Below are 25618 nucleotides of genomic sequence, written 5' to 3' on the forward strand. Positions count from 1 at the left end.
GCAGATTATGCAGATTTCTTCTGCTGCCTATTTTGGGAAGATAAAACAAAAAAGCCTCCGATTGAAACCGGAGGCTGTTCTATCATGTTTGGTTAATGAATAACCTTGTATTCCTTATGCAATTTCGGCAACTTCAAACTCTAAAGCTTTCAAATCATTCCAGAAATCAGGGTATGATTTTGAAACTACTCCTGCATCTTCAATAATAATCGGAACTTTTAAAGCCAATGGTGCGAACGCCATGGCCATACGGTGATCATTGTAAGTGGCGATTTTCACATTATGATTAATCGATTCTGATGCCTCTAAAGTCAAACTGTCATTGGTTACCGAAATAGTGGCTCCTAATTTTGTAAGTTCCACTCGTAATGCTTCCAATCGGTCTGTTTCTTTAATTTTTAAAGTATGAAGACCTGTTAAATGACATCCTATTCCTAATCCCAGACAAGTCACAACAATTGTTTGTGCAATATCCGGAGTATTGTTCAATTCAAAATTTACATTTTCAAACTTAAAATTCTCCTGTTTTACCAAAGTCATTTTATTGTTCTGAAAAGTAGTTTTCACTCCCAATTTCTCATAAAGCGATACCAATTCAGAATCTCCTTGTAAGCTGTTATCTTTGTAACTGCTCAGCGTTATAGAAGCAGTGTCTGCCAAAGCTACTAAACTAAAGAAGTACGAAGCCGAACTCCAATCGGATTCTACTACCATTTCTTTGGAAGCTACTTCTGTTTTTGGATATACTTTGATCACATTTCCTTTAAAACTGGTCTGAATATCTAAATCATTTAGCAAAGCCAAAGTCATTTTGATGTATGGAATCGAAGTGATTTCACCTTCTAAAGTCAATTCTAAGCCATTCTCCAGTTTTGGCGCCACTAACAAAAGTGCCGAAATGTATTGACTGCTTACGTTGGCTGCCAAAGTTACTTTTGAAGCAGTTACTTTTTTCCCTTTGATTCGAATTGGCGGATAACCTTCTTCTTTTTCATAAGAGATCTCGACTCCCAGTTGTGCTAAAGCTTCTACCAGAATCTTGATCGGGCGCTCCTGCATTCTGCTGGAGCCTGTCATGACTACTTCACGGCCTTCGTTTACTGCAAAATATGCCGTTAGAAAACGCATCGCCGTTCCTGCATGATGAATGTCTATAATTTCGTCATGACCAATTAATGCTTTTTGCATGACTTCGCTGTCATCGGAGTTTGAAGTATTCGTTAAAGTAATATTTGGAAACAGTGCTTTTAATAACAACAAACGATTGGTTTCGCTTTTTGATCCGGTTACTGCAATTTGTCCTTGTAAATTATGTTGAGTTGTTTGGAGTAGTAAATTCATTATAGGGTAATTATATTATAGCATTTTTGCAAATCTATTTTAAATAAAGGACACTCCAAAACTTTACCTGGACTTATCACATTATTTTAATTTATCGTTGTTTTTATGGCGATCCTTATCTCGAACTGATTTTAAATCCATTTTTTTATCAAAAGCAGCTTGTAAATCTATTCCGGTTTGATTGGCCAGACAAAGCACTACAAAAACAACATCAGCCAGTTCTTCGCCTAAATCTTTGTTTTTATCGCTTTCTTTCTCTGACTGTTCTCCATACCTGCGGGCAATGATACGGGCAACTTCACCTACTTCTTCTGTAAGTTGTGCCATATTCGTTAATTCGTTAAAGTAACGAACGCCATGTTCTTTAATCCAGGTATCTACATCCAGTTGTGCATTTTTCAAATCCATAGTTCTATTTTTCAACAAAAATAATTCTAATCTTTTAATACCGCTAGATTCTCTTTAAAACAATTTTCTCTGTTTCTTTAGCGATCATCCCTTTGTAATATTCTTTTAGCATTTCATACTTTTCGGTAGATACAATTGCATCATTAATCTGGTGCTGCACTGTGATTTGTAAAAGATTATCATTTGCTGCAATGTTAAACTTAAAAGACCCCAGATTCTCTTCCATATTGAAAATTGCTGGCGCAGGTAATGTTTCTACTGCGAATCCTTCAGGAATTTTAAGTGTAATATTGTATTTATCAGTAAACGGGAAACCAAAATCTACCGGATATTCTCTTACTTCCTGTTTGAATGGGTTTTCCTGATTTGCGAAAAACAACATCGGACTCACATATATTTTACCGCCAATTACTTCACATAAATTACTTCCTGTAAAAGAGTACGATTCAACAATAGGTAATAAAATATCTTTTTCATTGGTTTTTGAGTACTCGCTGATTTCAATTTTATTGTTTTGATTCTCCAATTTTTCAAGATACTCTTCTTCTTTGAGACTAGAAATATTATGTCTGGTAATCACAGCATTGTAATCTGTACATTGCCTTCTGGTTTTCCCTGTTATTTTACCATCAGGATCAACACTATAATTCATAAACACAATATCATTCGACGATTTCTTAGGCATCAAATCTACTTCTTCGGAGCTTCCGTCTTTTCGGATCAATCGACCGTACCAATTTAGCGCTCTAAGTGGCAAAACATTAGGGGTTGAGTACTTATCTGAAGCATCTAAAAGTATATTCCCCTCCGGTGTTTCAACTGCCGCAATTACATAATTAAAAGCGGTTCTGTTTGGAAAAAGCGAAATCCCGTTAGAACGTGTACTCACTAAAACCGGATTTGCTGTCAAGCCGGCATAACGCAACATCGCTGTAAGCATTAAATTAATATCGGCAATATTCCCTGTCTTTTCTTTATACGCTTTCTTAACTCCATTATCCGCATAATATCCGAAATAATCATTCCATTTCACATTTTCTTTCACATGATGCAGAACAACCAGTATTTTCTCTTCCTGGCTATTTTTCCCTTCCAGTTTCTTTTTTAAATCTTCTTCGAAATATCCTGTCTTGCTTAACTCTGCACCAAAATCTTTATATTCGTAAATTGTTTTCACAACTGAATTCCAGTCTACTGAATACATTTTATACTCTTTACGAGGAAATTTAGTCATCGATAATTCATGCTGAATACTAGATGTATAATTATCAATATTATTTACAAAAGCCTCCTCTTTCATAGCCGGAAAATCTTTTGCCACATAAGTTGTTTTAGTCTCCTGATAATCTAATTTGTCTGTAGAAAATGTTGTAGAACTGTTCAGCCAGCCACTTCTTTCTTTACTTGTAAAAGTAAGTGTCTTTAAAGCTTTCTCTACTGTAGTTTTTGGAAAAATATATCCTTTCTGTCTTGGATTAAACACATAATACTCCGGAATATAAGTTGTAAATTCTGAATAATCTACAGGAATGCTCGTTTGAAAATCCCATTCTCTGATCATTCGATCACTTGGACATCTTAAAACATATCTAAACTCCAGAACAGAACCTTCTTTTACATTAGGCATTGTAATCTTTTTTTGTGCTCTGAATTTATTGACTACCTCGTCAAACACTCCATCACTCTTAAGTTTTGTTTTTTCGATTTTACCTCCAACTAAATTATAGGTCACTGCATCACTAAATGTTACCTTTTCTTTAAAGTCGTTCTCGTTATAATACCATACCTTTTGATTTGCCCAGTCATACCCTTCCTTTTTATAGATTTTAATTCTGGTTTCGACTTCCGTTACCACAACAAAACCCTGCGTTTCATCGTATTCAAATCTGGCTGTTCCTTTTCTATACAAAATAGCTGCCGCCGCTGATGAATCTTTAGGATGAACTTTCTGTTCTAATTCGGCAACAGACACTTTTCCTAATTTAAACTCTTGCGCTGTCCCTTTGAACATGCAGAGCAACACAATTAAAAAACTTAAAAATTTGATTGATTTCATTTTGATTAATTCTTGGTTAGTATAATTTTGGTGTTATCATTTTTTGCGACTTGTTCCATAAAAAGGCGGTAATCATCATATTCTTTGTTTGAGTATTTTCCTTTATTCAAAAACAAGGATCGTTTGTAGAGCAATTTATTATTCTCTTTTTTGATGATTTCAGTTTTGTATTCACCGAACTTCCCTTTTAATTCAAAATTTGAAGGCAAGAATTCTATAGCAAAACCTGCTGGTAAATTAACCTCAATCTCATCTGTATCTGCATAGCCGCGCTGAATCTGAAATGGACTTTTTCTGTTTCGGATTCTCTTTACGTTATTCCCGTTTTGATTAAATGCATCAACAGCAAAAATTAGTTTGTTCCCTGAAACTGTTGCATAATTTAAAGCGCTAAGCTGTACATCTTCGGTAAAGCGTATAGCCTCTTTATTATTGTTCAAAGCTATCTTACCCAATTTCAAATTGTTGATATTATCCCAATACTCTTTGTAATGCGCTTCTTTTTCAGTTGGCTGTAAATGCTCTATTCTGGTTTTTGAAGCGTATTGAGAACCTTCTGAATTTATTAAAATCGAACCGGAAAAATGTCCATTTTCATCTATGGTATAAGTTCCTTTTTCGATTTGAGTATTGCCATTATCTTCATAGATTTTAGTCCTTACTATTTCTGCTCCTTCAGGTTTCATAACCAAGACATCTCTGTCATCAGTAAAAGTTCCCTGATATCCAAAAGGATCGTCCTGACTCGTACATTCTAGCCAGATATACTGATTCCCATTTGGAATTGATAAAATCATGTGATTACCCTGCATGGAAACAAAATCAGATTCGATATTTGTTTTATTAGTATCTCCGTATAAAATTGTATTATACGACGGAACATCTACGGCCTGTAAAAGTGCTTTGGTATAATTGGTTAAAGCTTTACAATCGCCATAACCCAAACGATCAACATCGGTCGCCAGCATAGGTTTCCAACCGCCAATACCAACCTGAATGCTTACATATCTGGATTTCTTTTGCACAAAATCGTAAACCAGTTTTGCTTTTTTAATCGGGTCTTTTTCATTGCCAACAATCGTTTTTATTTTAGCTTTGGTTTCCTCCGGCAGATCAGTTGTGCCGGAAAGTATTTTTTCAGAATACCATTTGCCAAAATCAGTCCAATTTGTAGCGGTACCGTCAACACCTTCCAGATGAAAACGCTCTAACCCCATCATCACTTTAGGAAAAAGATCTTTGTATACCGGACTATAATCTTCTTGTTTTTGTGCTAAAATAGTACTTGCGGTATAAGAAAGCTGTGTACTGGTATCGATTGTTTTCTTTACGTTGAACCCTGAAAATTGAAGTTCTTTCTTCTTAAAGCCCAAATCAGCAGGATAGACGACATTTAGAACCGCTTTTTCAATGCTGGTATAAAACCCTTTTAAGGGCATCCAGCTTGGAATAAATGCAGTTGAAGAAGTTTGGACTTCACTGTTAAACTCAACTGTGAAAGGATATGAAATCGGAGTATAGTCTAAATATATAACACGGCTATCAGAAAAGAGTGTGCTACCTCCAACAACGCTTTGATCTTTAAAATCTTTCCTTTTTACTTTTTTAATTTCCTTACCAAAAGCATCATAAACTACAGCTTCGATACTCTTAACCGAAGTTGATTTATCATAATATTCATGAGCTTGTATTGCGCCGAGTCCTTTTTCGTTTAAAACCGTAACAACACGACGGTTTTTAGTGTTCATGCTTCGTTGAGACAAAATCGCTATATCAATCTGATCGAAACGAACTACAGCATTGGCATTTTCTTTAAGGCTGTCGGAAATTGCAGCTGAACTATATTCAACCTTCTGAGCTGTTAGAATAAAGGTAAAAAAGAAGAAAAATAACGTAAAAACAGGAACTTTCATTTAATAAGTAATTTCGCCAAATATATACTATTTTTAGAAATCCTTAACATTTGTCTAAATTATTTTAATCTCTGTTTTTACTGTCTATTAAAATAGTTACAGGCCCGTCATTTACAAGGCTTACTTTCATATCGGCACCAAAAATTCCCGTCTGTATTTTTTTATTGAATTCCTTTTCTAAGGATTGTAGAAAATTCTCATACATAGGAATTGCAAAGTCTGGTTTTGCTGCTTTTATATAAGAAGGACGATTCCCTTTTTTGGTAGAGGCATGAAGTGTAAACTGACTCACCACAATAATATCTCCATCAATATCCTGAATTGAACAGTTCATAACATCATTCTCATCTCCAAAAATTCTCATTTTGACAATCTTACCCACCAACCAATCAATATCCTCCTGCGTATCGGCTTCTTCTATTCCAACTAAAATCAATAAACCCTTCTGAATATCTGCAACCTTTTTCTGATCAACTGTTACGGATGCTTCTGAAACTCTTTGCAGCACTATTCTCATGTTCTATTCTAATCTAAAGTTTTAAAATCACAAAGTCCAACAAATCTAACTTTGAACTTCATAACTTCTATATCATTTTATTTTCTGGATTCGTCACTGGCTTTTCGATCTTCGTCGTAAGTATCCGTGCGGTAATGCTCTTCGTCTCCTTCCAAAATCTTAAGATAACTATTATAACGCGACCAGGCAATTTCGTCTTTCTCCAAAGCTGCTTTAATGGCACAATGCGGTTCTTCTTTATGCAAACAGTTATTAAATTTGCACTGATCTTTTAATCGGAAGAATTCCGGAAAATAACCGCTTATTTCTGTGGGTTCCATATCTACAATTCCAAAACCTTTTATTCCCGGAGTGTCGATGATCTGAGCATTAAAAGACAGATCGTACATTTCGGCAAAAGTAGTGGTATGCTGTCCTTGTTTACTTTGTTCTGAAATTACCGTAGTTTTAAGATGCAAACTCGGTTCCATCGCATTGACCAATGTTGATTTTCCAACACCGGAATGTCCGGAAAACATGCTTACTTTACCTACCATCATTTCTTTAAGTTTATCCACCCCTTTATTTTCGGTTGATGAAATTCTGAGACATTTATATCCAATTTCGGTATAAATATGCTGCAGGTAAAGCTGATCGTCTAAAGTCTGCTCGTTTAATGTATCTATTTTATTGAAAATCAAAATGGCTTCAATTCCATAGGCTTCAGCTGTAACTAAAAAACGATCTATAAAACTTGTAGTCGTTGGAGGGTTATCAATTGTAATCAGTAAGAAAACCTGATCGATATTGGATGCAATGATATGAATCTGTTTGGATAAATTAACCGATTTACGAACGATATAGTTTTTTCTTTCGTGAATATTAAAAATCGTTCCGGTTACCGCATCTGAAGTCTGCTCTAATTCATAATCAACAATATCACCTACAGCAATTGGATTAGTGCTTTTAATACCTTTCATCCTAAACTTCCCTTTCATACGGCATTCTATAAAATCACCCTTTTCTGATTTTACAGTGTACCAACTTCCTGTAGATTTATATACGATTCCTGTCATTCTATATTTTTAGATTTCTGATTTTAGATTCTAACTCTAAAACCTTTGCAAAGATAAATGAATAATTTTAACCACAGCCCACGGATTCAAACACGTAATTCAGTATTTTATAAAAAAGCACAATACCGCTTAACGAATAAAACACTTTGCTAAGTCTGCATAAAAGTTACATTCTCTATCTTCATAAACTGAATAAAACCAATCTATACCTAAAACAAAAATCCCCATCACTTCTTTCAAAGCGATGAGGATTAAAAAAAAAACAATCTATTTTTAAAATTGTGACATAAGAAAATCATAGAACAGAGTTTCAAAAAACTCCGATTAACCTATATCACTTATATGTCTTTAGAAAAAATTATGCATTGAAAACTTTTTCCTGGTGACCGATACTCTCCTGGTGAATGGCTTTAAACATTCTCAAAACGAATTCTTCAGTAAGTCCTTTTTTCTCTCCTTCCAAAATCATTTTTCCTAAGATTTCATTCCAACGGTTGTTTTGAAGAATCGCAACGTTCGCATCTTTTTTCACCTGTCCGATTTCATCAGCAACTTTCATACGTTTTCCAAGTAACTCTAATAAATTAGCATCCAAAACGTCGATGTTAGCTCTTAATTTCTTCATTTTTTGGTTGTACTCGTCTGTAGTATCATCTGTTTTTCTGATGGTCAAATCTTTTATGATTTGTTTCAGCGCATCAGGAGTTACTTGTTGAGCGGCATCACTCCAGGCATTGTCCGGATCGTAGTGCGTTTCGATAATCATACCATCGTAATTCAAATCTAATGCTTCCTGAGTCACTTCGAAAATCATGTTACGGTTTCCGGTAATATGAGATGGATCGATGATTAATGGTAAATCAGGGAATTTGTTTTGCAATTCGATTGCAATCTGCCATTCCGGAATGTTTCTGTATTTTGTCTTTTCGTAAGTCGAAAATCCTCTGTGAATTACCCCTAATTTTTCGATTCCCGCCATGTGTAAACGCTCTACACCACCTAACCATAAAGCTAAATCAGGGTTTACAGGATTTTTAACCAAAACGATTTTATCCGTTCCTCTCAAAGTATCTGCAATTTCCTGAACTGCAAAAGGGTTCGCTGTTGTACGGGCACCCACCCATAAAACGTCGATATCGTGTTCTAAAGCCAATTTACAATGTGCTGCTGTTGCTACCTCAGTTCCCATTAGTAAACCGGTTTCAGCTTTCGCTTTTTGTAACCATTTCAAACCAATTTCTCCAACACCTTCAAATCCTCCCGGACGCGTTCTTGGTTTCCAGATTCCTGCTCTGAATACACTAACTTTTGAATCTTTCAATTCACGTGCAATTTTCAATACCTGATCTTCTGTTTCTGCGCTGCATGGTCCTGCTATCACAAGTGGGTGATTTAAATTGAAATCTTCTAACCACTTTCTCATTTCTTTCTTATTTTCCATCTTTGTTATAGTTTATTTTTTAATTGTTAATCCGTTTAATATTTCTTTAATTTTATTGGTGCTTTCCATTTCTTCAAAAATGGCGCTGTAATCTTCTTCTTTTAACAAATCCCTAAACCGACTGAGATTTGAAATGTATGCTTCTAAAGTTTCGAGAACGTATTCTTTATTCTGTTCAAAAATTGGTGTCCACATTGCAGGAGAACTTTTGGCCAGACGTACTGTACTTTCAAATCCGCTTCCCGCCATATCGAAAATATCCTGTTCATCTTTTTCTTTATTCATTACTGTTTTCCCAAGCATAAACGAGCTGATGTGAGATAAATGCGACACATAAGCAATGTGTTTGTCGTGCGACACCGGATCCATATATCGAATCCTCATTCCTATTTCGCTAAAAAGCTTCAATGCTTTTTCCTGCAATTTAAAAGTGGTTTTTTCCACTTCGCAAATAATATTCGTTTTCCCTTTAAACAACCCTCTTATTGCTGCCGAAGGTCCTGAGAACTCTGTACCGGCAATTGGATGTGTGGCAATAAAATTTCTTCGTTTCGGGTGACTTGCTACCGCATCACAAATTGGTTTTTTAGTTGAACCTACTTCAAAAACAATTGTTTTGTCGCCCACTACATCCAATACTTTTGGCAAAATCGTTAGTGCCACATCTACAGGGACCGAAACAATTACAAAATCAGCTCCTGACAAATCTTCAAAATGCCCTTCCTGATCAATAACCCCTAAATCAATTGCTTCCTGCAGGTGTTTTTCGTTACTGTCAATTCCAAAGACAGCTGCATTTGGATGTTGGTCTTTGATGTCCAATACCATCGAACCACCAATTAATCCTATTCCTATTACGTATATTTTCATATTTTTTTTAATTCCAAAATTTTAAAACCCAAATTGCAACTAAAAAGGCTTCGACTTCGCTCAGCTTGACAATCTGGATAAAAATCTTGATTCTTGATTCTAAAATCGCTCTATCGCTTCTTGTACTTTTTCTTCTTTAACACACAATGAGAATCTGATGTATCCTTCACCGTTGCTTCCGAAAATAGTTCCCGGCGTGATGAAAATATGTTTCTCGTATAATATTTCATCAATGAACTTCTCTGCTGATGCTATTCCTTCCGGAAGTTTTGCCCAAACAAATAAGCCAACTCCTTCTTTATAAACTTCGCAGCCTAATTTTTCAGCCAGCTTTTCTGTTAATTCTCTACGGCGTCTGTAAATTACATTCTGATCTTCAAACCAGCTTTTATCACAATTTAAAGCTGCAACAGCCCCTTTCTGAATTCCGTAAAACATACCGCTGTCCATATTGCTTTTTACTTTCAAAACAGCATCGATAGTTTCAGGTTTTCCTAAAACCATCCCTACTCTCCAGCCGGCCATATTGAATGTTTTACTTAATGAATTCAACTCTAAAGCCACATCCTTTGCCCCTTCAACCTGCAGCAAACTCATTGGATTATCATTCAAAACAAAACTATACGGATTATCGTTAACCAATAGTATGTTATGTTTTTTGGCAAAAGCAACCAATTTTTCAAATAACTCCAAACTTCCTCTTGCACCCGTTGGCATATGCGGATAACCCAGCCACATCAATTTTACTTTCGAAAGATCCAGTTTCTCTAAAGCTTCAAAATCAGGTTCCCATACATTTGCTTCTTTCAAATCATAATAAACCGGAACCGCTCCAACCAAATTGGTAACCGAAGTATAAGTCGGATAACCTGGATTCGGAATTAAAACCTGATCGCCTTCATTTAAAAATGCTAACGAAATATGCATAATTCCTTCTTTCGAACCCATCAACGGTAAAATCTCATTGTTAGGATTCAACACAACACCAAACTGATTCTGATAAAAATCAGCCATTCCTTTTCTCAATTCCGGCAATCCCTGATAGCTTTGATAGCCGTGCCCGTTTTCTTCCATAATCGCCGCGGCTACCGCTTCAATTACTGCTTTAGACGGACTCAAATCAGGGCTTCCGATGCCCATATTGATGATAGGTTTCCCTTCAGATTGCAGCTGACGAACTTCTCTCAACTTTGAGGAAAAGTAGTATTCTTCAACTGTATCTAATCGTTTTGCTGTTGTGATCATTTTTTTTGGTTTTAGACTTTAAGCTCTATGTTTTTAGACACTTTTTTAATTTTCTAACTTTAAGGGCTTTGATTTCGCTCAGCCCGACAATTTTATTTTAAACCTTTCGAATTTGGATTTTCTTTATTGGAACTTCCTTGTTTAAGGTTTGGTATTTCTGTATTCTCCCAATACTTTAAAATATTCTGCCATAATGTTTAATAATGATTTGGCTTTTGCAAAATCTTCGTATTTATCAAAAGTTACATCTACGAAAAACGAATATTTCCAAGGGGTTTCGATTTTTGGAAGCGACTGAATTTTGGTCAGATTCAGTTTGCAGTCACTCATTACATTTAAAACCGCTGCCAAACTTCCTCTTTTATGATCCAGTTCAAATTTAATCGAGGCTCTGTTGATTTCATTTTCCGGCAGAAATGAATTTTGCTTTTTAATAATTACAAAGCGGGTCATGTTATTTTTGATAGTTTGGATTTCAGGAGCGATAATTTCTAAATTATACATTTCTGAAGCCGTCTTACTCGCAATCGCTGCAATTCCGGTCAATTGTTTTTCCTGAATTCTCCTTGCCGTTTCGGCCGTATCTTTATCCTCAACCAATTTAATATTGGGGTATTGTTTCAAAAAATCCATGCATTGCAATAAGGCCATCGGATGCGAATGAACCTCTTTTATATCTTCAATTTTCTGACCTTTTAAAGCCATTAAATTTTGATGAATATTCAAATAATGCTCTCCGATAATGTGAATATTATTCTTATCAATCAAGGCATAATTCGGAATAATTGGCCCTGCAATCGAATTTTCAATGGCCATTACTGCCTGCTCCGATTTTCCTGAAATCAGACTGTCAATTAATTCTTCAAAAGATAAACACTCATCAATATCCACGTTTTCAGAGAAATACTCCTTCACTACCTGATGGTGAAAAGATCCTTTAATACCTTGTATTGCAATTTTCGTTGTCATATATTCAAAAAAAAATCCTGATTTGCATCAGGATTGTATATTAGTTTTATTTGTCTTTTAATTTTCTCAAATAACCATAGCACAATCCTCACTTCTACTAAAGAAGAAATAAAAAGAGTTGCTAAAATAAAAACGGTTATGGGTCATTTTGTTTGTGTTTATCAATAAAATTCTTTGCGAATGTATAAATTATTTTTACCGCACCAAAAAAAATAATACTTTTTATGAAACAAAAAAGGATTTCTTAACAAATTTATGATGTTTTGTAGGATAATATAAAAATATCCACTTAAAATGAGATATTTACAATTGGTTTTTTTGAAGGTTCTAAGGTTCTGAGACGTAAAGGTGCTAAGTTTTTTTGCCACAAATTCACGAATGATTTCAAACTGGTATGGTTTTCAAATAAAAAATTCGGGAATTCGTAGCCATCACATTATCCTCAAAACAATCCTGTAACTGGTGCGTTCTTTGAAAGTACTAAGATTCTGAGGTACAAAGGTGCTACGTTTTTTTGCCACAAATTCACGAATGATTTCAAACTATTATGGTTTTCAAATAAAAAATTCGGGAATTCGTAGCCATCACATTATCCTTAAAATAATCCTGTAACTGGTGCGTTCCTTATCCCAATTTTAGCATAATCGAAATTCATTTTTTGCTGTAATAATGAGGCATACACACTTCTAAAATCAATTTCATATTTTAAATCTCCGTTATCCAGATTAGATAAATCAGGGTTCTTACCTAGAATCGTTCCTCTGTTGTTGCCGCCAATGACAAACATTGGCGCCGCAGTTCCGTGATCTGTACCGTTTCCGTTATCTCTAACACGTCTTCCAAATTCAGAAAAAACGACGACCGTTACATTCTGAAGCAGTTTTGCCTGTTTTAAATCCTGATAAAAACTATACAAGGCGTCATTCAGCTCCCCTAATTTTCTTTCGTGGAGAGCGAGTTGATTGTCATGAGTGTCAAATCCGCCCAGCGAGGTATAATATACTTTCGAATTTAGATTTCCTTTAATCAGTCGGCCAATCCATTCGAGATTTTTAGATAATTCTGTCTTCGAATAACTAATTTCGGATTTTGATTTTGCCAATGCCTTCTGAATCTCATCCGATCCTTCTGTAACCGAATTGGCTATTTTTCGAACAAAATCTAATTGCGGATTATCCGACAAAGTTACATTTACTTCTTTATCCGATTTCACCTTAAATCGATTTGGATCTTTTACGGTTATAAAATTAGGTTCATTTCCTTTTAAAGCCAAGTTATCGATCGAATCCAAATTTATTCCCGCTGTAGCCTGATGTCCGTTGCATTGTAAATCTAAGTAACGTCCCAACCAGCCTTCGTTACTATATTTATTAGAATCTGTTGCGGTTTGCCAAATTTCCTGGCTTCTGAAGTGTGATCGGATGGGTTCGGGATAACCAACATTTTGAATTACGGTCAGGTCTCCGTTTTGCTGTATCTGAGCCAGATCTTTCAATGCCGGATGAAATGCCATTCCTTTATTTTTCCCAATAACAACGTCTTTATTCAAAGCGATTTTTGTACGATAGTCATAATACAACGGATTGTCATATGGTATAAAAGTATTCAGACCGTCATTCCCTCCATTTAACTGAACAAACACCACACATTGCTCGCCTACGACTAAACTACTCTGCGAACCAAATGCATGTAAAAAATCAGGAAGCACCAGCATTCCGCCGGTAAGAGTTCCTGTGAGCGTTAGAAAATTCCTTCTGTTCATGATAATAACTTCTAAATTAATTGATACTCGGGCAGTTTTGTAATATAATTGAAGAGACGAATTACAGCAAAATTGGCATGTTCCTCTTTTGGATCGAAATCGTATTTTAGTAAATTCTCCATGTCTTTTTGCATCGAATCATTTACTTTAAACAATAATCTGTTTGACAGCTCTGTAATGATCGTTTTATTAGTTCCATTGGTATCAAAGTCGATTTTTACGTCCACTTTTTCAAACTCCGGCTTTGGTTTCTCAGCCTCACTAGTCATTGTGTTCAAGGCTTTTCGGGTAATACTTCGTCCCGAACAAAGTAAGTCGGCTGTGTTGTTGCGCTGCAGATACACCTGCGAAGTCAGCCAGGAATTCCCTCCCTCCCAGCCTTTCACATTAACCTGATTGTACAAATCCATTCCTTGCTGCTTCAGAAAAAACAAAATCATACCCTCATCAAGATCGTCAATATGCAGTTCCTCTAAAAGCTGCAAAATATAAACTAACGGATCTTTGATTTTTGTTCCTGAATTCTCCTTCTTATATTCTTCGGTAAAAATTTTGGTTAGTAAAGGCTGTATTTCAAATTTTACTTCTCTGAAATAATCTCCATAATACGTCACCAAATTTGCAGGTGGATTGTCATAAATGAACCATTCCAGAATTTTTCGGGTAATCAGATAAGGAATGTTTTTCTGTTCGAAAATAATATCGACCAAATCATCTGCTTTCCAATTTCCGGTTTTACCAAAATACGTTTTGTCTGTATCATCTTCAGCAAATCGTCTGTAACCAGCTCTGTTGTCGCCATAATTGAGTCCGGCCAGCGCTCTTGCACCGTTCTTAATATCGCTTTCTGTGTAATTCCCAATTCCAATGGTAAACAATTCAAGCAATTCACGGCTAAGATTCTCATTGTATTTCCCTTTTTTATTATCGACATTATCCAGATATTTCACCATAGCATTCGATTTTAGGATCTGCTTGGTCAGCTCTTTAAAGTTTCCAAAGGCATGTTCCCGCAAAATCATATTGTGCTGGTAAATCCAGTAATTGACTTTTACTTTTTGAGAAGTTGAGACAAAGTGATTGTGCCAAAAGCAAACCATGTTTTCACGTAATGGAAATTCGTCATTACGCATTTTTCCAATCCACCATTTTCTCAGCTCCACAGCAGAGTAGAATTCTTTTTTCAGAGCTTTCTTTTTTTCCTCTGAATCTGCCGTTTTAATAGAATCCCGAAGTTCTTTGAGTTCTAATAATGTTTTGGGATCATCTTCGAGAAAAGCAGGGATCTGGGTATCAAATTTTGATTGATAAGATTGCTTCAGGAATTTTTCTAATCCCATTTTTTCAATCGCATCGGATTCTTTTCCGGAAAAACCCAATCGTAATGACCAAAGATTACTTTTTTTCATAATTCAGAAATTATTACAATAAGACTTGACTTTCTCTTAAAGGTTTAAAAGAGAAGGTTCTGAGATGCTTAGTTACTAAGGCGCTAAGGCTTTAAAATCTTTGGTATTGGTGTAAACGGAGATTTTACAGAGATATTGTTGTTTGAAATTTAAAGTATCATCGCAAAATTTTTCATTTCTAAGAACGAGAAATCTTCGAAAGAAATTCTACAAAGATTGACGAAATACTTTATGTAGCTGCTTGCGAGGATTTCTCGTTCCTCGAAATAACAAACTGGAACAAAAAAAGCAGCTATCCTATAGATAACTGCTTTTATATTCTAAAAATCTAAGCTCTCAGATTTACTATCTAAAATTATTAAGATCCACACATTTCACAATCTTCAGGATCTGCGGCTTGTGCTTTTAACAACATTGCTTTGTAGTCTTCCACACTGATTGCTTCTGTTTCCTGAACTAAAGAACTGGTTGTTTCCTGTTTCTTTTCATTGTTCAATGTAAATTTAATCGCATCAACTGCTGCTTTTGTTCTTAAGTAATACATTCCTGTTTTTAAACCTGATTGCCATGCATAGAAGTGCATAGACGTTAGTTTAGAGTAGTTGGCATCCTGCATGAACAAGTTCAACGACTGAGACTGATCAATGAAATATCCTCTTTGACGTGACATATCGATAATATCTTTCATCGACATCTCCCAAACTGTTTTATAAAGATCTTTTAAATCTTGTGGAATAATATCAATGTTTTGAACAGATCCGTTATGACGCATGATTTCCTGTTTCAAATCTTCGTTCCATAAGCCTAGTTTCACTAAATCTTCCAGTAAATGCTTGTTTACTACGATAAATTCTCCGGACAATACACGACGTGTGTAAATGTTTGAGGTGTACGGCTCGAAAGCTTCGTTATTTCCTAGAATTTGAGATGTTGAAGCAGTTGGCATTGGCGCAACCAATAATGAGTTACGAACTCCGTGCTCCATAACTTCTTTTCTTAAGGAAGCCCAGTCCCAACGACCTGATAATTCTTCATCTTTCAATCCCCACATATTGTATTGGAATTCTCCTTGTGACATTGGAGAACCTGCAAAAGTTGAATAAGGACCTTCTTCTTTTGCCATTTCCATAGAAGCGGTTACGGCTGCAAAGTATAACGTTTCGAAAATTTCCTGGTTTAATGCTTTGGCCTGATCGCTTGTAAAAGGCATACGCAACATGATGAAAGCATCTGCTAAGCCCTGCACTCCTAATCCTACCGGACGGTGGCGCATGTTTGAGTTTTCAGCTTCTTTAACCGGGTAATAGTTTCTGTCGATTACTTTATTCAGGTTACGCGTTACACGTTTTGTAACATTATAAAGCGCTTCGTGATCGAATTTTCCGTTATCAATAAACATTGGCAATGAAATAGAAGCCAGGTTACAAACTGCAATTTCATCTTTAGAAGTGTACTCCATAATTTCCGTACACAAGTTAGACGAACGAATGGTTCCTAAATTCTTGTGATTTGATTTACGGTTTGCTGCATCTTTGTACAACATATATGGTGTTCCCGTTTCGATTTGTGATTCGAGGATTTTCTCCCATAATTCACGTGCACGAATCGTTTTTCTGCCTTTACCCTGAGCTTCATAACTTGTATACAATGCTTCAAATTCTTCTCCATAAACATCGTATAAACCAGGACACTCATTAGGACACATTAAAGTCCAGGTAGTATCTTCCTGTACACGTTTCATGAACAAATCTGAAGTCCACATCGCGAAGAATAAATCTCTCGCACGCATTTCTTCTTTTCCTGTATTTTTCTTTAAATCTAAAAATTCAAAGATATCAGCGTGCCAGGTTTCGATATAAATCGCGAAACTTCCTTTACGTTTTCCACCACCTTGGTCTACATAACGAGCCGTATCATTGAAAACTCTCAACATCGGAACAATTCCGTTCGAAGTTCCGTTTGTCCCGCGAATGTATGATCCTGTCGCACGAACATTATGAATAGAAAGTCCAATTCCTCCAGCCGATTGTGAGATTTTAGCGGTTTGTTTTAAAGTGTCATAAATACCATCAATACTATCGTCCTGCATTGCTAAAAGGAAACAAGAAGACATTTGTGGTTTTGGAGTTCCGGCATTAAACAACGTTGGCGTCGCATGCGTGAAGAACTTTTTAGACATTAAGTCGTACGTTTCAATTACTGCTTTTAAATCGTCAAGGTGAATCCCTACCGAAACACGCATTAACATGTGCTGTGGTCTTTCGACAATTTTACCGTTTATTTTTAGCAGATAAGAACGCTCTAAGGTTTTAAAACCAAAGTAATCGTAATTAAAATCTCTTGTGTAAATGATATGAGAATCTAAGAAAGCAGAGTTTTCCTGGATTACTTTAAATACCTCATCCGAAAGTAACGGAGCATCTTGTCCGTTTCTTGGATTTACGTAGTTGTACATATCCTTCATCGTTTCTGAGAACGATTTCTTGGTATTGGAATGTAGATTTGAAATTGCCACACGTGCCGCTAATTGTGCATAATCAGGATGCGCAATCGTCATAGAAGCCGCCGTTTCTGCCGCAAGATTATCCAATTCAGAAGTCGAAACCCCATCGTACAATCCTTCAATAACCCTCATCGCCACCTTAACAGGATCTACAAGTTCATTTAAACCATAACACAATTTTTTGATTCTTTCTGTAATCTTATCAAACATTACCGGCTCTTTGTGGCCATCTCTTTTTACTACATACATAAGCTTACTTTTTTAGTTATTGAAAAAATGAAAGTCTCGGGAATAACGATTTCCAAGGCTTAAACATTGTGTGTTTTTAAATTATTTTTTGAGAATTGCAGGATTCTCAATAGTTGTCTGTTTCCAGTTTGAAAAACAAACTGAAAGGCATTAAAAATTGCACTTGAATCAACGATTTGGGATGAAGATTCAATCTTGTAAAATGATTTATTTTTTTAGTGTTTTGGTATTCACTAAATTTATTGCTGTTGGCTAAAAATCTGCATCAAATGAAATTTTCTGAGCATCACTATCTGTGTTCATCACACCTGATTTTTGATACTCCGCAACACGTTTTTCAAAGAAATTAGTTTTTCCCTGAAGAGAGATCATGTCCATGAAATCAAACGGATTCGCTGATCCATACACACGCTCGCAACCTAATTCTACTAATAATCTATCCGCAACAAACTCTAAATATTGCGTCATTAAAGCAGCATTCATTCCTATTAAACTTACCGGAAGAGATTCTGTTACAAACTCTCTTTCGATATTTAAAGCATCAACGATGATTTCTTTAATTCTGTCTTTTGGCACTTTATTAATCAGGTGATGATTGTGTAAGTGCACTGCAAAATCACAGTGTACACCTTCGTCACGCGAAATCAATTCATTCGAAAAAGTTAAACCTGGCATTAAACCACGTTTTTTCAACCAATAAATAGAACAGAAAGCACCTGAGAAAAAGATCCCCTCTACTGCTGCAAAAGCAATTAGTCTTTCAGCAAACGAATCTGATTCGATCCATTTTAAAGCCCATTCTGCTTTTTTACCAATTGCAGGAAAAACTTCTAAAGCATTAAACAATTCCGCTTTCTCTGCTTCATCTTTTACATAGGTATCAATTAATAAAGAATAAGTCTCACTGTGAATATTCTCCATCATGATTTGGAAACCATAGAAAAATTTAGCTTCGGCATACTGAACTTCATTTACGAAGTTCTCTGCAAGGTTTTCATTTACAATTCCGTCAGAAGCTGCAAAAAAAGCTAAAATGTGTTTGATAAAGTATCTTTCGTCGTCGCTTAATTTATTATTCCAGTCAGTCAAGTCCTGGTGTAAATCGATTTCTTCGGCAGTCCAGAAACTAGCCTCCATCTTTTTGTACCATTCCCAAATATCATGGTGTTTTATTGGGAAAATAACGAAACGATTTTTGTTTTCTTGTAATATTGGCTCGACTTGTAACATGAAATTTTTCTTTAATTTTTATACTAAATTTTTGCTAATTCAGTAGACTACAAAGATTGTCATTTGTCGCCAAAAATAAAAGTCAAACTTATTCACAATCGGGCGTAGTTTTTAACAACACGCCGAAAATGAGATATTTTTCATACAATAACTAAAATACTGAAAACAAGCAAATTAATATTAAATTTCATCTCATTTTTGGAAGTAAAATATAGAATTTTTGAAATAAAAAGCAAGAAAATTTTAAATGTTTTTAAAAGTTTTCACCTGACCAATTCTATGTTTTTTAGCAAAAATCTGAGTACTTCCCAGTAATGGTAATGGCTACCAATTTTTCTACGATTTTTTGAGTTCTTCTGCGACTTTTTCAAGCTCCAAATACCAGTCCTGTCCAAAGCGGCGAATTAGCGCTTCTTTGACAAATTTATACACCGGAACTTCCAACTCTTTACCTAAAGAACAGGCATCGTCGCAAATGTCCCACTTGTCATAATTTACAGCAGCGAACTCTGTAAAGTCTTTCACACGAATTGGATATAAATGACAGGAAACAGGTTTTTTCCAATCTACGATTCCCTGATTGTATGCCTGTTCAATTCCGCAAAGCGCAGTCTTGCCATCAAAAATAACATAAGCACAGTCTTTATTATCAATCAGAGTCGTTTCAAGATCACCATCCGTTCCTTTTACCCAGGTTCCCTGAGCTTCGATGGCAGCAATCCCCTCTTTTCGCAGGAAAGGTTTTACTTTCGGATAGATTTCTTCCAGAATTTTAGTCTCAGCTTCATTCAAAGGGGCACCGGCATCTCCATCAACACAGCAAGCCCCTTTACAAGCTGACAAGTTGCACACAAATTCTTTCTCAAGAATATCTTCTGAAATAATGGTTTTCCCTAATTGAAACATGATATTGAAATACTGTAATTTATAAAATGCAAAGATACGCAAAGAAAGCAGATAATGCTCGCTAAAATTTTTAAAGGCAAAGTCCTTAAAACTTTGACATTAAATTTTCAGGTTGAAATCGAAAGAAAGCTACTCTGTATTGGTATTGAAATTACTTTCACATTTTAACGCAAAGCGCGCTAAGATTTATTACACGTAAGGTTTTATAAAAACACACATAGATCGCAAAGCTTTGTCTAAATACAACTTTGCAAACTTTGCCTTTCTAATCGCTACAGAGAAAAAATCTTTGCGCGCTTTGCATTAAACTTCCTAAAGCTCAAAAGAGAATGAAGCTACTTCGACATTTATAAACACATCACAAGAAAAAAACCTTGCGAGCTTTGCGGTAAAACCCGCTATACCCTTCACTATCTCTAAAAGAATATCATAATTGTTACAAATATCACTTTTTTAACCAAACAAACATGTTTTTATAACAAAAATACAATGTATCGAAAAAACACCTAACTTTATTATCTACTTTTGCACATCTCTAAACAGTAAACAAAAAATTATGTTAGAAATTGATTTTAAGGAAATTATCACCGTTGGAATGGTACTTTTTGCCGTAATCGATATTGTAGGGTCAATTCCGATTATATTAAATTTAAGAGCAAAAGTTGGCCATATTGAATCTGAAAAAGCTTCTATTGTAGCCGGTCTGATTATGATCACTTTTCTATTTGTCGGAGAAGGTTTTCTGCATCTTATTGGTATTGACGTGCATTCTTTTGCTGTTGCAGGTTCATTTGTATTGTTCTTCCTGGCTTTAGAAATGATTTTAGGAATCCGAATTTATCGTGATGAAGAACCAGGTTCGGCCTCGATTGTTCCTTTGGCCTTTCCTTTAATTGCGGGTGCCGGTACTATGACTACTTTATTATCATTACGCTCTCAGTTTCACACCATTAACATTATCATTGCCATTTTACTAAACATTATTCTGGTTTACGTTGTTTTGAAATCTTCTAAAAAAATAGAAAATTTATTAGGAGAAAACGGACTTGGCGTCGTTCGCAAGACATTTGGAGTAATCCTTTTAGCAATTGCTGTTAAATTATTTGCTGCTAATGTTAAAGGTTTGTTTGTCTAACATTTATTTTTATAAATTTACCCCATAAAATTTCTAAAATATAACTTTAAGATACTTTTCACATCTGACGGTTCTACTTTATTATTTTAGACAAACAAACAACCATTATGAAAATTTTTACTTCAATTTTAGTGCTTTTGGCATTGGCATTAATCGTTTTTAATATTACGTTACTGGACTTCAAAAATCCTTTTCAGGGAGATAGTGTAGTTGCTTTTATTGGAATCGCTGCTTCATTTTGCGCCGTTTTAATTCTTTTGATTTTCAGAATCTCTAAAAGAATTGAAGAAAAAACAAACGGACGATAATCCTATGTTTGACGTTTTAATTATTGGCGGAGGTGTTTCAGGCATGTCCTGCGCTCTTGTATTGGGATCGGCCAAAAAGAAATCTTTTGTAACCGATAAAAAAATCGGAATTTTTACACATCAAAAAAACTCTTCTCTACAGGAAGCCATTTTTTACAACGCTTATGGCATTACACCCGGTAAACTGGGATCTGATTTACTGGTGGAAAGTACACAGGATTTAGCCAAAACTTATCCGCATATCACTCAGATAGAAAACGAGAAAGTAGTTAAAGTTGAAGGCTCCTATCCGGACTTCATCGTAACTACCAACAAAAACTCCTATAAAACAAAAAGTATCGTAATCGGTATTGGTTCGGCGAATACTTTTGACATCGAGGGCTTGATGCAATATATCGAGCCACACCAAAAAGCACTTCCAGAAAAAAAACGCATTCAGCTTAAAAACGACGACCATAAGGTTGCCGAAGGCATTTATGTTATAGGAACTCTGGCGGGCTGGAGAAGTCAATTAGCTATCGCTGCCGGAAGTGGTGCTGCCGTAGCAACTGACATCCTAACTTTATGGAACAACGGCGTACAAACGCATGCACACGACAGTATCCGATAAACGTCCGGAAGAATTCCGACAAAGGCATTATTAGACTAGAACCCTATCCTTTACTGCAACTGAATACAGCTGCCGGCAATTACTTTCAGATTTTCATCAAACTGTTTCCAAACCCTGATGTATCGGAAAGTTCCATTAAAGGGATTATGATTAAAACTTCCTTTTAATAAAATTGTTACCGCAACTACAGCCGAGTTATCAATTATGTTTATAGTCTGATCTGAAGCTTCTAATGCATCTATTTGCATCTTACCCGAGCGATACGAATTTAAATCAAACTCTTTCGTAATGGTTTGCCCGTCCGGTAAATTAAAAAGTAAATCGTCGTGCAGCATCTTTTCCAAAGTTGGAACATCAGCACTTTTCACGGCCGTTAATAATTCAATCTCAGCATTTACAATAGTTTCTATTTTCATCTGATGAAGATTAGGGATTACTTGTTTGGTTTCAAAACAGCCTTGATCATGGCATCTTCTTTTAAAATAACATCGTAGTAATACAGTTCGCCGTACAATTGTCTGGCAAACTCAGCAGTGATATATCGATTTACCAACGCTTTGGTTTTATCAAATTTCAAGTCTAAACCAGTTAACAACACATAGGTTTTGAACTTTTTAAAATACAGATCAGAACTCTTCATCTTTGCTAAAAACTCATTAAAATGGAGTCCGGCAAATACAGTTCTGTTTTTATCCAATTCTTCAAAAACGAAATGCCCCACAATTCCGGTTTGCATCAGGTAGGCCACATTCTCGTTCCCATGCTCCGCCTCTATTGGCACAAAAACATCAGGAACAATTCCGCCACCGCCATATACAATTTTACCTTTTGGCGTTTTAAACTTCAAAGAATCGGCTACTTTTATACTGTCTTTTGCATAAAGTTCGCCTGATTTTATACGGGCTTCGGATTCCTTAAAATAGTCTTCATTTCCTTTTTTATAAGGCTTCTGAATCGATCTTCCGGTTGGAGTATAATAACGAGCCACGGTCAGTCTCACTGCCGATCCGTCATTGAAATCCATTTCACGCTGTACCAGACCTTTTCCGAATGAACGTCTGCCTACAATGGTCCCACGGTCGTTATCCTGCAATGCTCCTGCTAGAATTTCACTGGCCGATGCACTATTTTCATTAATCAGTACATACACTTTACCGGTTTCAAAACTACCTGCTTTGGTCGCGTAAGTCTTCTCGGTTGTACCGTTTTTATTTTTAGTAAAAACGATGAGCTGTTTGTCTTTTAAAAATTCATCTGCAATGGCAATGGCTTCTTCCATATAGCCTCCGCCATTGTCACGAAGGTCGATCACCAGTGACTCGATTCCTTTTTGCTTCAATCGATCCAAACCACTCTTAAACTCATTAAAAGTTGTTTCGGCAAAACGATTGATTTTGATATATCCGGCATTATTCCCGAACAGCAAGGAAGCATCGACGCTTTTGATTGGAATAATATCTCTTTTTACTTTAAACTTAAGTTTCTTTTGTTCTGATCTTCTAAAAACAGTCAGTTCAATCTCAGATCCTTTTAATCCTTTTAACTTAGAAAATAAGATATCCGAAGACAATCTGCGCCCGAACAATTTGGTTTTTCCGGCAAATAGAATGCGATCCCCGGACTTTATTCCTGCTTTTGCCGAAGGTCCATTTTCAATTGGTTTTATAATGGCAACAGAATCTTTATACATGTAAAAATTAATCCCGATCCCAACGAAATCCCCTTTCATACTTTCGGCCACTTCGGCTTGTTCTGTTGGCGGAATATAAACGGAATGAGGGTCTAATTTTGATAAAATATTATCGACCGTAAGATTTACAATGGAGTCGGTGTTGATACTGTCGACATATTCATTATTGATAAAATCGATCAGCTTATTCAGTTTGGTTTTGGAGTAATTTTTAGCCAAAAGCTGATCATCCGCGGGAGCATTCATCAGGCTTCCGAGAACGATACCCAGAGCTAAAGTCGCTCCGATAACAAGCGGTAAATATTTTGAATTAAATTTCATTTACTCTTCTAAAACAGGAATATGTTCGACTTCGACACCTGCTTTTATTAAAAACTGAATTCCGGAATCATCACGATATCCGTCATGATACACCACTCTTTTTATACCCGACTGATGTATTAATTTACTGCATTCTTTGCAAGGCGAAAGCGTAATATACAACGTTGCTCCTTCACAGGATTGCGTTGATCTCGCCACTTTCAAAATTGCGTTTGCCTCAGCATGAAGAACGTCCCAACGGGTTAATCCTTCTTCATCCTCGCAGCAATTTTCAAAACCAGACGGGGTACCATTGTATCCATCCGAAATAATCATCCGGTCTTTTACAATGATGGCACCTACCTGCTTTCGTTTGCAATACGACAATAAACTCCATTCTTTGGCAATCCGCAGATAGGCTTTGTCGTATTTATTTAATTTTTTTTTCTTCATTTATTTTATCTGTTCCAAATTGGGCTTTCAATAATCATCGGCACAACTACTCCGATAACGAAAGCCGACATTACAAGTGCCCAATCACGTTTTGAAAAACGAAATATAGTCTGCACGATATAAGATAGTATCAAAACTACAAAAACCACCACCAGCTGTGCTGCTTCAATTCCTAATGCAAATTCTCCTAAAGGTAGTAATTTTGAACCGGGTGACCCTCCTAAAATTGTTTTGAAATAATTCGAGAATCCAAGTCCGTGTATAATTCCAAAAAACAAGGTCACAAAAAACACTACATTCAAACCATCATTCTTAGAGTTCTTTCCGGCTGTTAAGAGATTAAAAACTGCAGTAATTAAAATCGTTATGGGAATTAAAAACTCAACAGTATTCACTTTTATCGCAATAATTCCGTAAACGGAAAGCAATAAAGCCATTGTATGACCAACTGTAAAAACAGAAACGAGAAGCAAAATACGTTTCCAGTCTTTGAACAAATAAGGGGTTGTTAATGCAATTAAAAAAAGAACGTGATCGTAAGCGTTAATATCTAAAACATGCTTTAATCCTATTTGAAAATAAATCCAAAATTCTGACATAAGGGTACTCTATTATAATGATTAGGGGCTGTAAACTTACGATTTATTTTGAACAATTACAGCTGTCCTAAACTAAAACAACCGATAAAAATTAAGTTAAATTTTATGAGAACTTTAAAATTAATAATTTAAAATAAAAATTATCTTTGTAAGATAAAAAAACCATAATTATGTCATTTTCAGATTTATTTGATAGCGAATTTAAACAAAGAAACAAAGGTCACTTTTCTGCTATTGTTCGTGTAGCACTAGCTGACGGAATTGTACATCCTGAAGAAAAAAATTTCCTGGACAAATTGGCTGCACGTTTAGAAATTTCAGAAGCTGAATACGAAGAAATTCTTAACGACCCTTTAAAATACCCTATCAATCCTCCTTATTTGCACGTACAGCGTCTAGAGCGTTTGTATGATTTAACAAGAATGGTACACGTAGATCACCATCTTGAAGACCAACAAGAAGTGATGTTACGAAAATTAGGTATCGCTTTAGGTTTTACACCAAGTAACGTAAACTATATCATTTCTAAAGCATTATCATTAGTTGACAAAAAAGTAGACGGTGATACTTTTGTTTACGAAATGCAACACATGCATAAATAGTATTCAGTCGCGATTTTCAGTTTTCAAACTGATCGTTAAAACTAAAT

Annotated in this window: 23 protein-coding genes; 4 read left to right on the forward strand and 19 right to left on the reverse strand. The window is 35.7% G+C overall.

The window, feature by feature from the left end:
* Positions 1-114 precede the first annotated feature (114 nt).
* The 15 genes from aroA to ACAM30_RS05880 all read right to left on the reverse strand — a co-directional run bounded on the left by aroA (position 115) and on the right by ACAM30_RS05880 (position 19874).
* The gene (gene aroA / locus ACAM30_RS05810) at positions 115-1341 is read right to left on the reverse strand and encodes a 3-phosphoshikimate 1-carboxyvinyltransferase (protein ID WP_369617623.1); all 1227 of its coding nucleotides are present in this window, start codon (positions 1339-1341) and stop codon (positions 115-117) included.
* Between the two features lie 81 nt (positions 1342-1422).
* A complete protein-coding gene (locus ACAM30_RS05815; RefSeq protein ID WP_012022600.1) occupies positions 1423-1749 on the reverse strand; it encodes a nucleotide pyrophosphohydrolase in 327 nt (108 codons plus the stop codon).
* Positions 1750-1792: 43 nt separating this feature from the next.
* Positions 1793-3805 (reverse strand): DUF3857 domain-containing protein, encoded by a 2013-nt coding sequence (locus ACAM30_RS05820; RefSeq protein WP_369617624.1) that lies wholly within the window; start codon positions 3803-3805, stop codon positions 1793-1795.
* 5 nt (positions 3806-3810) lie between these two features.
* On the reverse strand, positions 3811-5718 hold the full coding sequence (locus tag ACAM30_RS05825; protein ID WP_369617625.1) for a DUF3857 domain-containing protein: 1908 nt from the start codon (positions 5716-5718) through the stop codon (positions 3811-3813).
* Between the two features lie 64 nt (positions 5719-5782).
* The gene (gene dtd / locus ACAM30_RS05830; protein ID WP_369617626.1) at positions 5783-6235 is read right to left on the reverse strand and encodes a D-aminoacyl-tRNA deacylase; all 453 of its coding nucleotides are present in this window, start codon (positions 6233-6235) and stop codon (positions 5783-5785) included.
* A 77-nt stretch (positions 6236-6312) separates the two neighbouring features.
* Positions 6313-7290 carry a ribosome small subunit-dependent GTPase A gene (gene rsgA / locus ACAM30_RS05835; RefSeq protein ID WP_369617627.1) on the reverse strand — a complete coding sequence of 326 codons (978 nt, stop codon included), beginning with the start codon at positions 7288-7290 and terminating at the stop codon, positions 6313-6315.
* Positions 7291-7648: 358 nt separating this feature from the next.
* A complete protein-coding gene (locus tag ACAM30_RS05840) occupies positions 7649-8731 on the reverse strand; it encodes a chorismate mutase (protein ID WP_369617628.1) in 1083 nt (360 codons plus the stop codon).
* 12 nt (positions 8732-8743) lie between these two features.
* Positions 8744-9601, reverse strand: coding sequence for a prephenate dehydrogenase (locus tag ACAM30_RS05845; protein ID WP_369617629.1), 858 nt, complete (start codon positions 9599-9601; stop codon positions 8744-8746).
* Between the two features lie 99 nt (positions 9602-9700).
* Complete coding sequence (locus ACAM30_RS05850) at positions 9701-10846, reverse strand: pyridoxal phosphate-dependent aminotransferase (RefSeq protein WP_369617630.1); 1146 nt, start codon at positions 10844-10846, stop codon at positions 9701-9703.
* Positions 10847-10987: 141 nt separating this feature from the next.
* On the reverse strand, positions 10988-11815 hold the full coding sequence (locus ACAM30_RS05855; protein ID WP_369617631.1) for a prephenate dehydratase: 828 nt from the start codon (positions 11813-11815) through the stop codon (positions 10988-10990).
* 595 nt (positions 11816-12410) lie between these two features.
* A complete protein-coding gene (locus ACAM30_RS05860) occupies positions 12411-13577 on the reverse strand; it encodes a DUF1501 domain-containing protein (protein WP_369617632.1) in 1167 nt (388 codons plus the stop codon).
* Positions 13578-13588: 11 nt separating this feature from the next.
* Positions 13589-14986 (reverse strand): DUF1800 domain-containing protein, encoded by a 1398-nt coding sequence (locus ACAM30_RS05865; RefSeq protein WP_369617633.1) that lies wholly within the window; start codon positions 14984-14986, stop codon positions 13589-13591.
* Positions 14987-15344: 358 nt separating this feature from the next.
* Complete coding sequence (locus tag ACAM30_RS05870; protein WP_369617634.1) at positions 15345-17738, reverse strand: ribonucleoside-diphosphate reductase subunit alpha; 2394 nt, start codon at positions 17736-17738, stop codon at positions 15345-15347.
* Positions 17739-17990: 252 nt separating this feature from the next.
* On the reverse strand, positions 17991-18968 hold the full coding sequence (locus ACAM30_RS05875) for a ribonucleotide-diphosphate reductase subunit beta (RefSeq protein ID WP_369617635.1): 978 nt from the start codon (positions 18966-18968) through the stop codon (positions 17991-17993).
* Positions 18969-19304: 336 nt separating this feature from the next.
* A complete protein-coding gene (locus tag ACAM30_RS05880; RefSeq protein WP_173965948.1) occupies positions 19305-19874 on the reverse strand; it encodes a DUF3109 family protein in 570 nt (189 codons plus the stop codon).
* A 556-nt stretch (positions 19875-20430) separates the two neighbouring features.
* Here ACAM30_RS05880 and ACAM30_RS05885 point away from each other — a divergent pair.
* The 3 genes from ACAM30_RS05885 (at position 20431) to ACAM30_RS05895 (ending at position 21927) form a co-directional block, all read left to right on the forward strand.
* Positions 20431-21009: a MarC family protein gene (locus tag ACAM30_RS05885; RefSeq protein ID WP_017496182.1), complete on the forward strand. Its 579-nt coding sequence runs from the start codon at positions 20431-20433 to the stop codon at positions 21007-21009.
* A gap of 107 nt (positions 21010-21116) precedes the next feature.
* Entirely contained in the window at positions 21117-21317 is a 201-nt protein-coding gene (locus ACAM30_RS05890) for a hypothetical protein (protein ID WP_017496183.1), read from the forward strand.
* A 4-nt stretch (positions 21318-21321) separates the two neighbouring features.
* A complete protein-coding gene (locus ACAM30_RS05895; RefSeq protein WP_369618642.1) occupies positions 21322-21927 on the forward strand; it encodes an FAD-dependent oxidoreductase in 606 nt (201 codons plus the stop codon).
* 50 nt (positions 21928-21977) lie between these two features.
* Here ACAM30_RS05895 and ACAM30_RS05900 read toward each other — a convergent pair whose 3' ends face one another.
* Genes ACAM30_RS05900 through ACAM30_RS05915 form a run of 4 tightly spaced genes read right to left on the reverse strand, consistent with a single transcriptional unit; the run spans position 21978 to position 24969 of the window.
* On the reverse strand, positions 21978-22343 hold the full coding sequence (locus ACAM30_RS05900) for a nuclear transport factor 2 family protein (RefSeq protein ID WP_369617636.1): 366 nt from the start codon (positions 22341-22343) through the stop codon (positions 21978-21980).
* 17 nt (positions 22344-22360) lie between these two features.
* The gene (locus ACAM30_RS05905) at positions 22361-23938 is read right to left on the reverse strand and encodes a S41 family peptidase (protein WP_369617637.1); all 1578 of its coding nucleotides are present in this window, start codon (positions 23936-23938) and stop codon (positions 22361-22363) included.
* Positions 23939-24370, reverse strand: coding sequence for a dCMP deaminase family protein (locus ACAM30_RS05910; protein WP_017496187.1), 432 nt, complete (start codon positions 24368-24370; stop codon positions 23939-23941).
* A gap of 5 nt (positions 24371-24375) precedes the next feature.
* Positions 24376-24969 (reverse strand): HupE/UreJ family protein, encoded by a 594-nt coding sequence (locus ACAM30_RS05915; RefSeq protein ID WP_369617638.1) that lies wholly within the window; start codon positions 24967-24969, stop codon positions 24376-24378.
* Between the two features lie 170 nt (positions 24970-25139).
* On the opposite strand from ACAM30_RS05915, the gene ACAM30_RS05920 reads away from it, so the two are divergent.
* Positions 25140-25571 carry a TerB family tellurite resistance protein gene (locus tag ACAM30_RS05920; RefSeq protein ID WP_369617639.1) on the forward strand — a complete coding sequence of 144 codons (432 nt, stop codon included), beginning with the start codon at positions 25140-25142 and terminating at the stop codon, positions 25569-25571.
* Positions 25572-25618 lie beyond the last annotated feature (47 nt).

The organism is Flavobacterium sp. CFS9 (assembly GCF_041154745.1).
Lineage (GTDB): Bacteria > Bacteroidota > Bacteroidia > Flavobacteriales > Flavobacteriaceae > Flavobacterium.

Bases quoted from the DNA above. Each gene is read 5' to 3' on its own strand.
- ACAM30_RS05865 (WP_369617633.1), bottom strand. From the start codon at position 14,986: ATGAAAAAAAGTAATCTTTGGTCATTACGATTGGGTTTTTCCGGAAAA.
- ACAM30_RS05840 (WP_369617628.1), bottom strand. From the start codon at position 8,731: ATGGAAAATAAGAAAGAAATGAGAAAGTGGTTAGAAGATTTCAATTTA.
- ACAM30_RS05905 (WP_369617637.1), bottom strand. From the start codon at position 23,938: ATGAAATTTAATTCAAAATATTTACCGCTTGTTATCGGAGCGACTTTA.
- ACAM30_RS05855 (WP_369617631.1), bottom strand. From the start codon at position 11,815: ATGACAACGAAAATTGCAATACAAGGTATTAAAGGATCTTTTCACCAT.
- ACAM30_RS05910 (WP_017496187.1), bottom strand. From the start codon at position 24,370: ATGAAGAAAAAAAAATTAAATAAATACGACAAAGCCTATCTGCGGATT.
- ACAM30_RS05890 (WP_017496183.1), top strand. From the start codon at position 21,117: ATGAAAATTTTTACTTCAATTTTAGTGCTTTTGGCATTGGCATTAATC.
- ACAM30_RS05880 (WP_173965948.1), bottom strand. From the start codon at position 19,874: ATGTTTCAATTAGGGAAAACCATTATTTCAGAAGATATTCTTGAGAAA.
- ACAM30_RS05820 (WP_369617624.1), bottom strand. From the start codon at position 3,805: ATGAAATCAATCAAATTTTTAAGTTTTTTAATTGTGTTGCTCTGCATG.
- ACAM30_RS05875 (WP_369617635.1), bottom strand. From the start codon at position 18,968: ATGTTACAAGTCGAGCCAATATTACAAGAAAACAAAAATCGTTTCGTT.
- ACAM30_RS05900 (WP_369617636.1), bottom strand. From the start codon at position 22,343: ATGAAAATAGAAACTATTGTAAATGCTGAGATTGAATTATTAACGGCC.
- dtd (WP_369617626.1), bottom strand. From the start codon at position 6,235: ATGAGAATAGTGCTGCAAAGAGTTTCAGAAGCATCCGTAACAGTTGAT.
- ACAM30_RS05860 (WP_369617632.1), bottom strand. From the start codon at position 13,577: ATGAACAGAAGGAATTTTCTAACGCTCACAGGAACTCTTACCGGCGGA.
- rsgA (WP_369617627.1), bottom strand. From the start codon at position 7,290: ATGACAGGAATCGTATATAAATCTACAGGAAGTTGGTACACTGTAAAA.
- ACAM30_RS05870 (WP_369617634.1), bottom strand. From the start codon at position 17,738: ATGTATGTAGTAAAAAGAGATGGCCACAAAGAGCCGGTAATGTTTGAT.
- ACAM30_RS05845 (WP_369617629.1), bottom strand. From the start codon at position 9,601: ATGAAAATATACGTAATAGGAATAGGATTAATTGGTGGTTCGATGGTA.
- ACAM30_RS05915 (WP_369617638.1), bottom strand. From the start codon at position 24,969: ATGTCAGAATTTTGGATTTATTTTCAAATAGGATTAAAGCATGTTTTA.
- ACAM30_RS05895 (WP_369618642.1), top strand. From the start codon at position 21,322: ATGTTTGACGTTTTAATTATTGGCGGAGGTGTTTCAGGCATGTCCTGC.
- ACAM30_RS05885 (WP_017496182.1), top strand. From the start codon at position 20,431: ATGTTAGAAATTGATTTTAAGGAAATTATCACCGTTGGAATGGTACTT.
- ACAM30_RS05815 (WP_012022600.1), bottom strand. From the start codon at position 1,749: ATGGATTTGAAAAATGCACAACTGGATGTAGATACCTGGATTAAAGAA.
- ACAM30_RS05920 (WP_369617639.1), top strand. From the start codon at position 25,140: ATGTCATTTTCAGATTTATTTGATAGCGAATTTAAACAAAGAAACAAA.
- aroA (WP_369617623.1), bottom strand. From the start codon at position 1,341: ATGAATTTACTACTCCAAACAACTCAACATAATTTACAAGGACAAATT.
- ACAM30_RS05825 (WP_369617625.1), bottom strand. From the start codon at position 5,718: ATGAAAGTTCCTGTTTTTACGTTATTTTTCTTCTTTTTTACCTTTATT.
- ACAM30_RS05850 (WP_369617630.1), bottom strand. From the start codon at position 10,846: ATGATCACAACAGCAAAACGATTAGATACAGTTGAAGAATACTACTTT.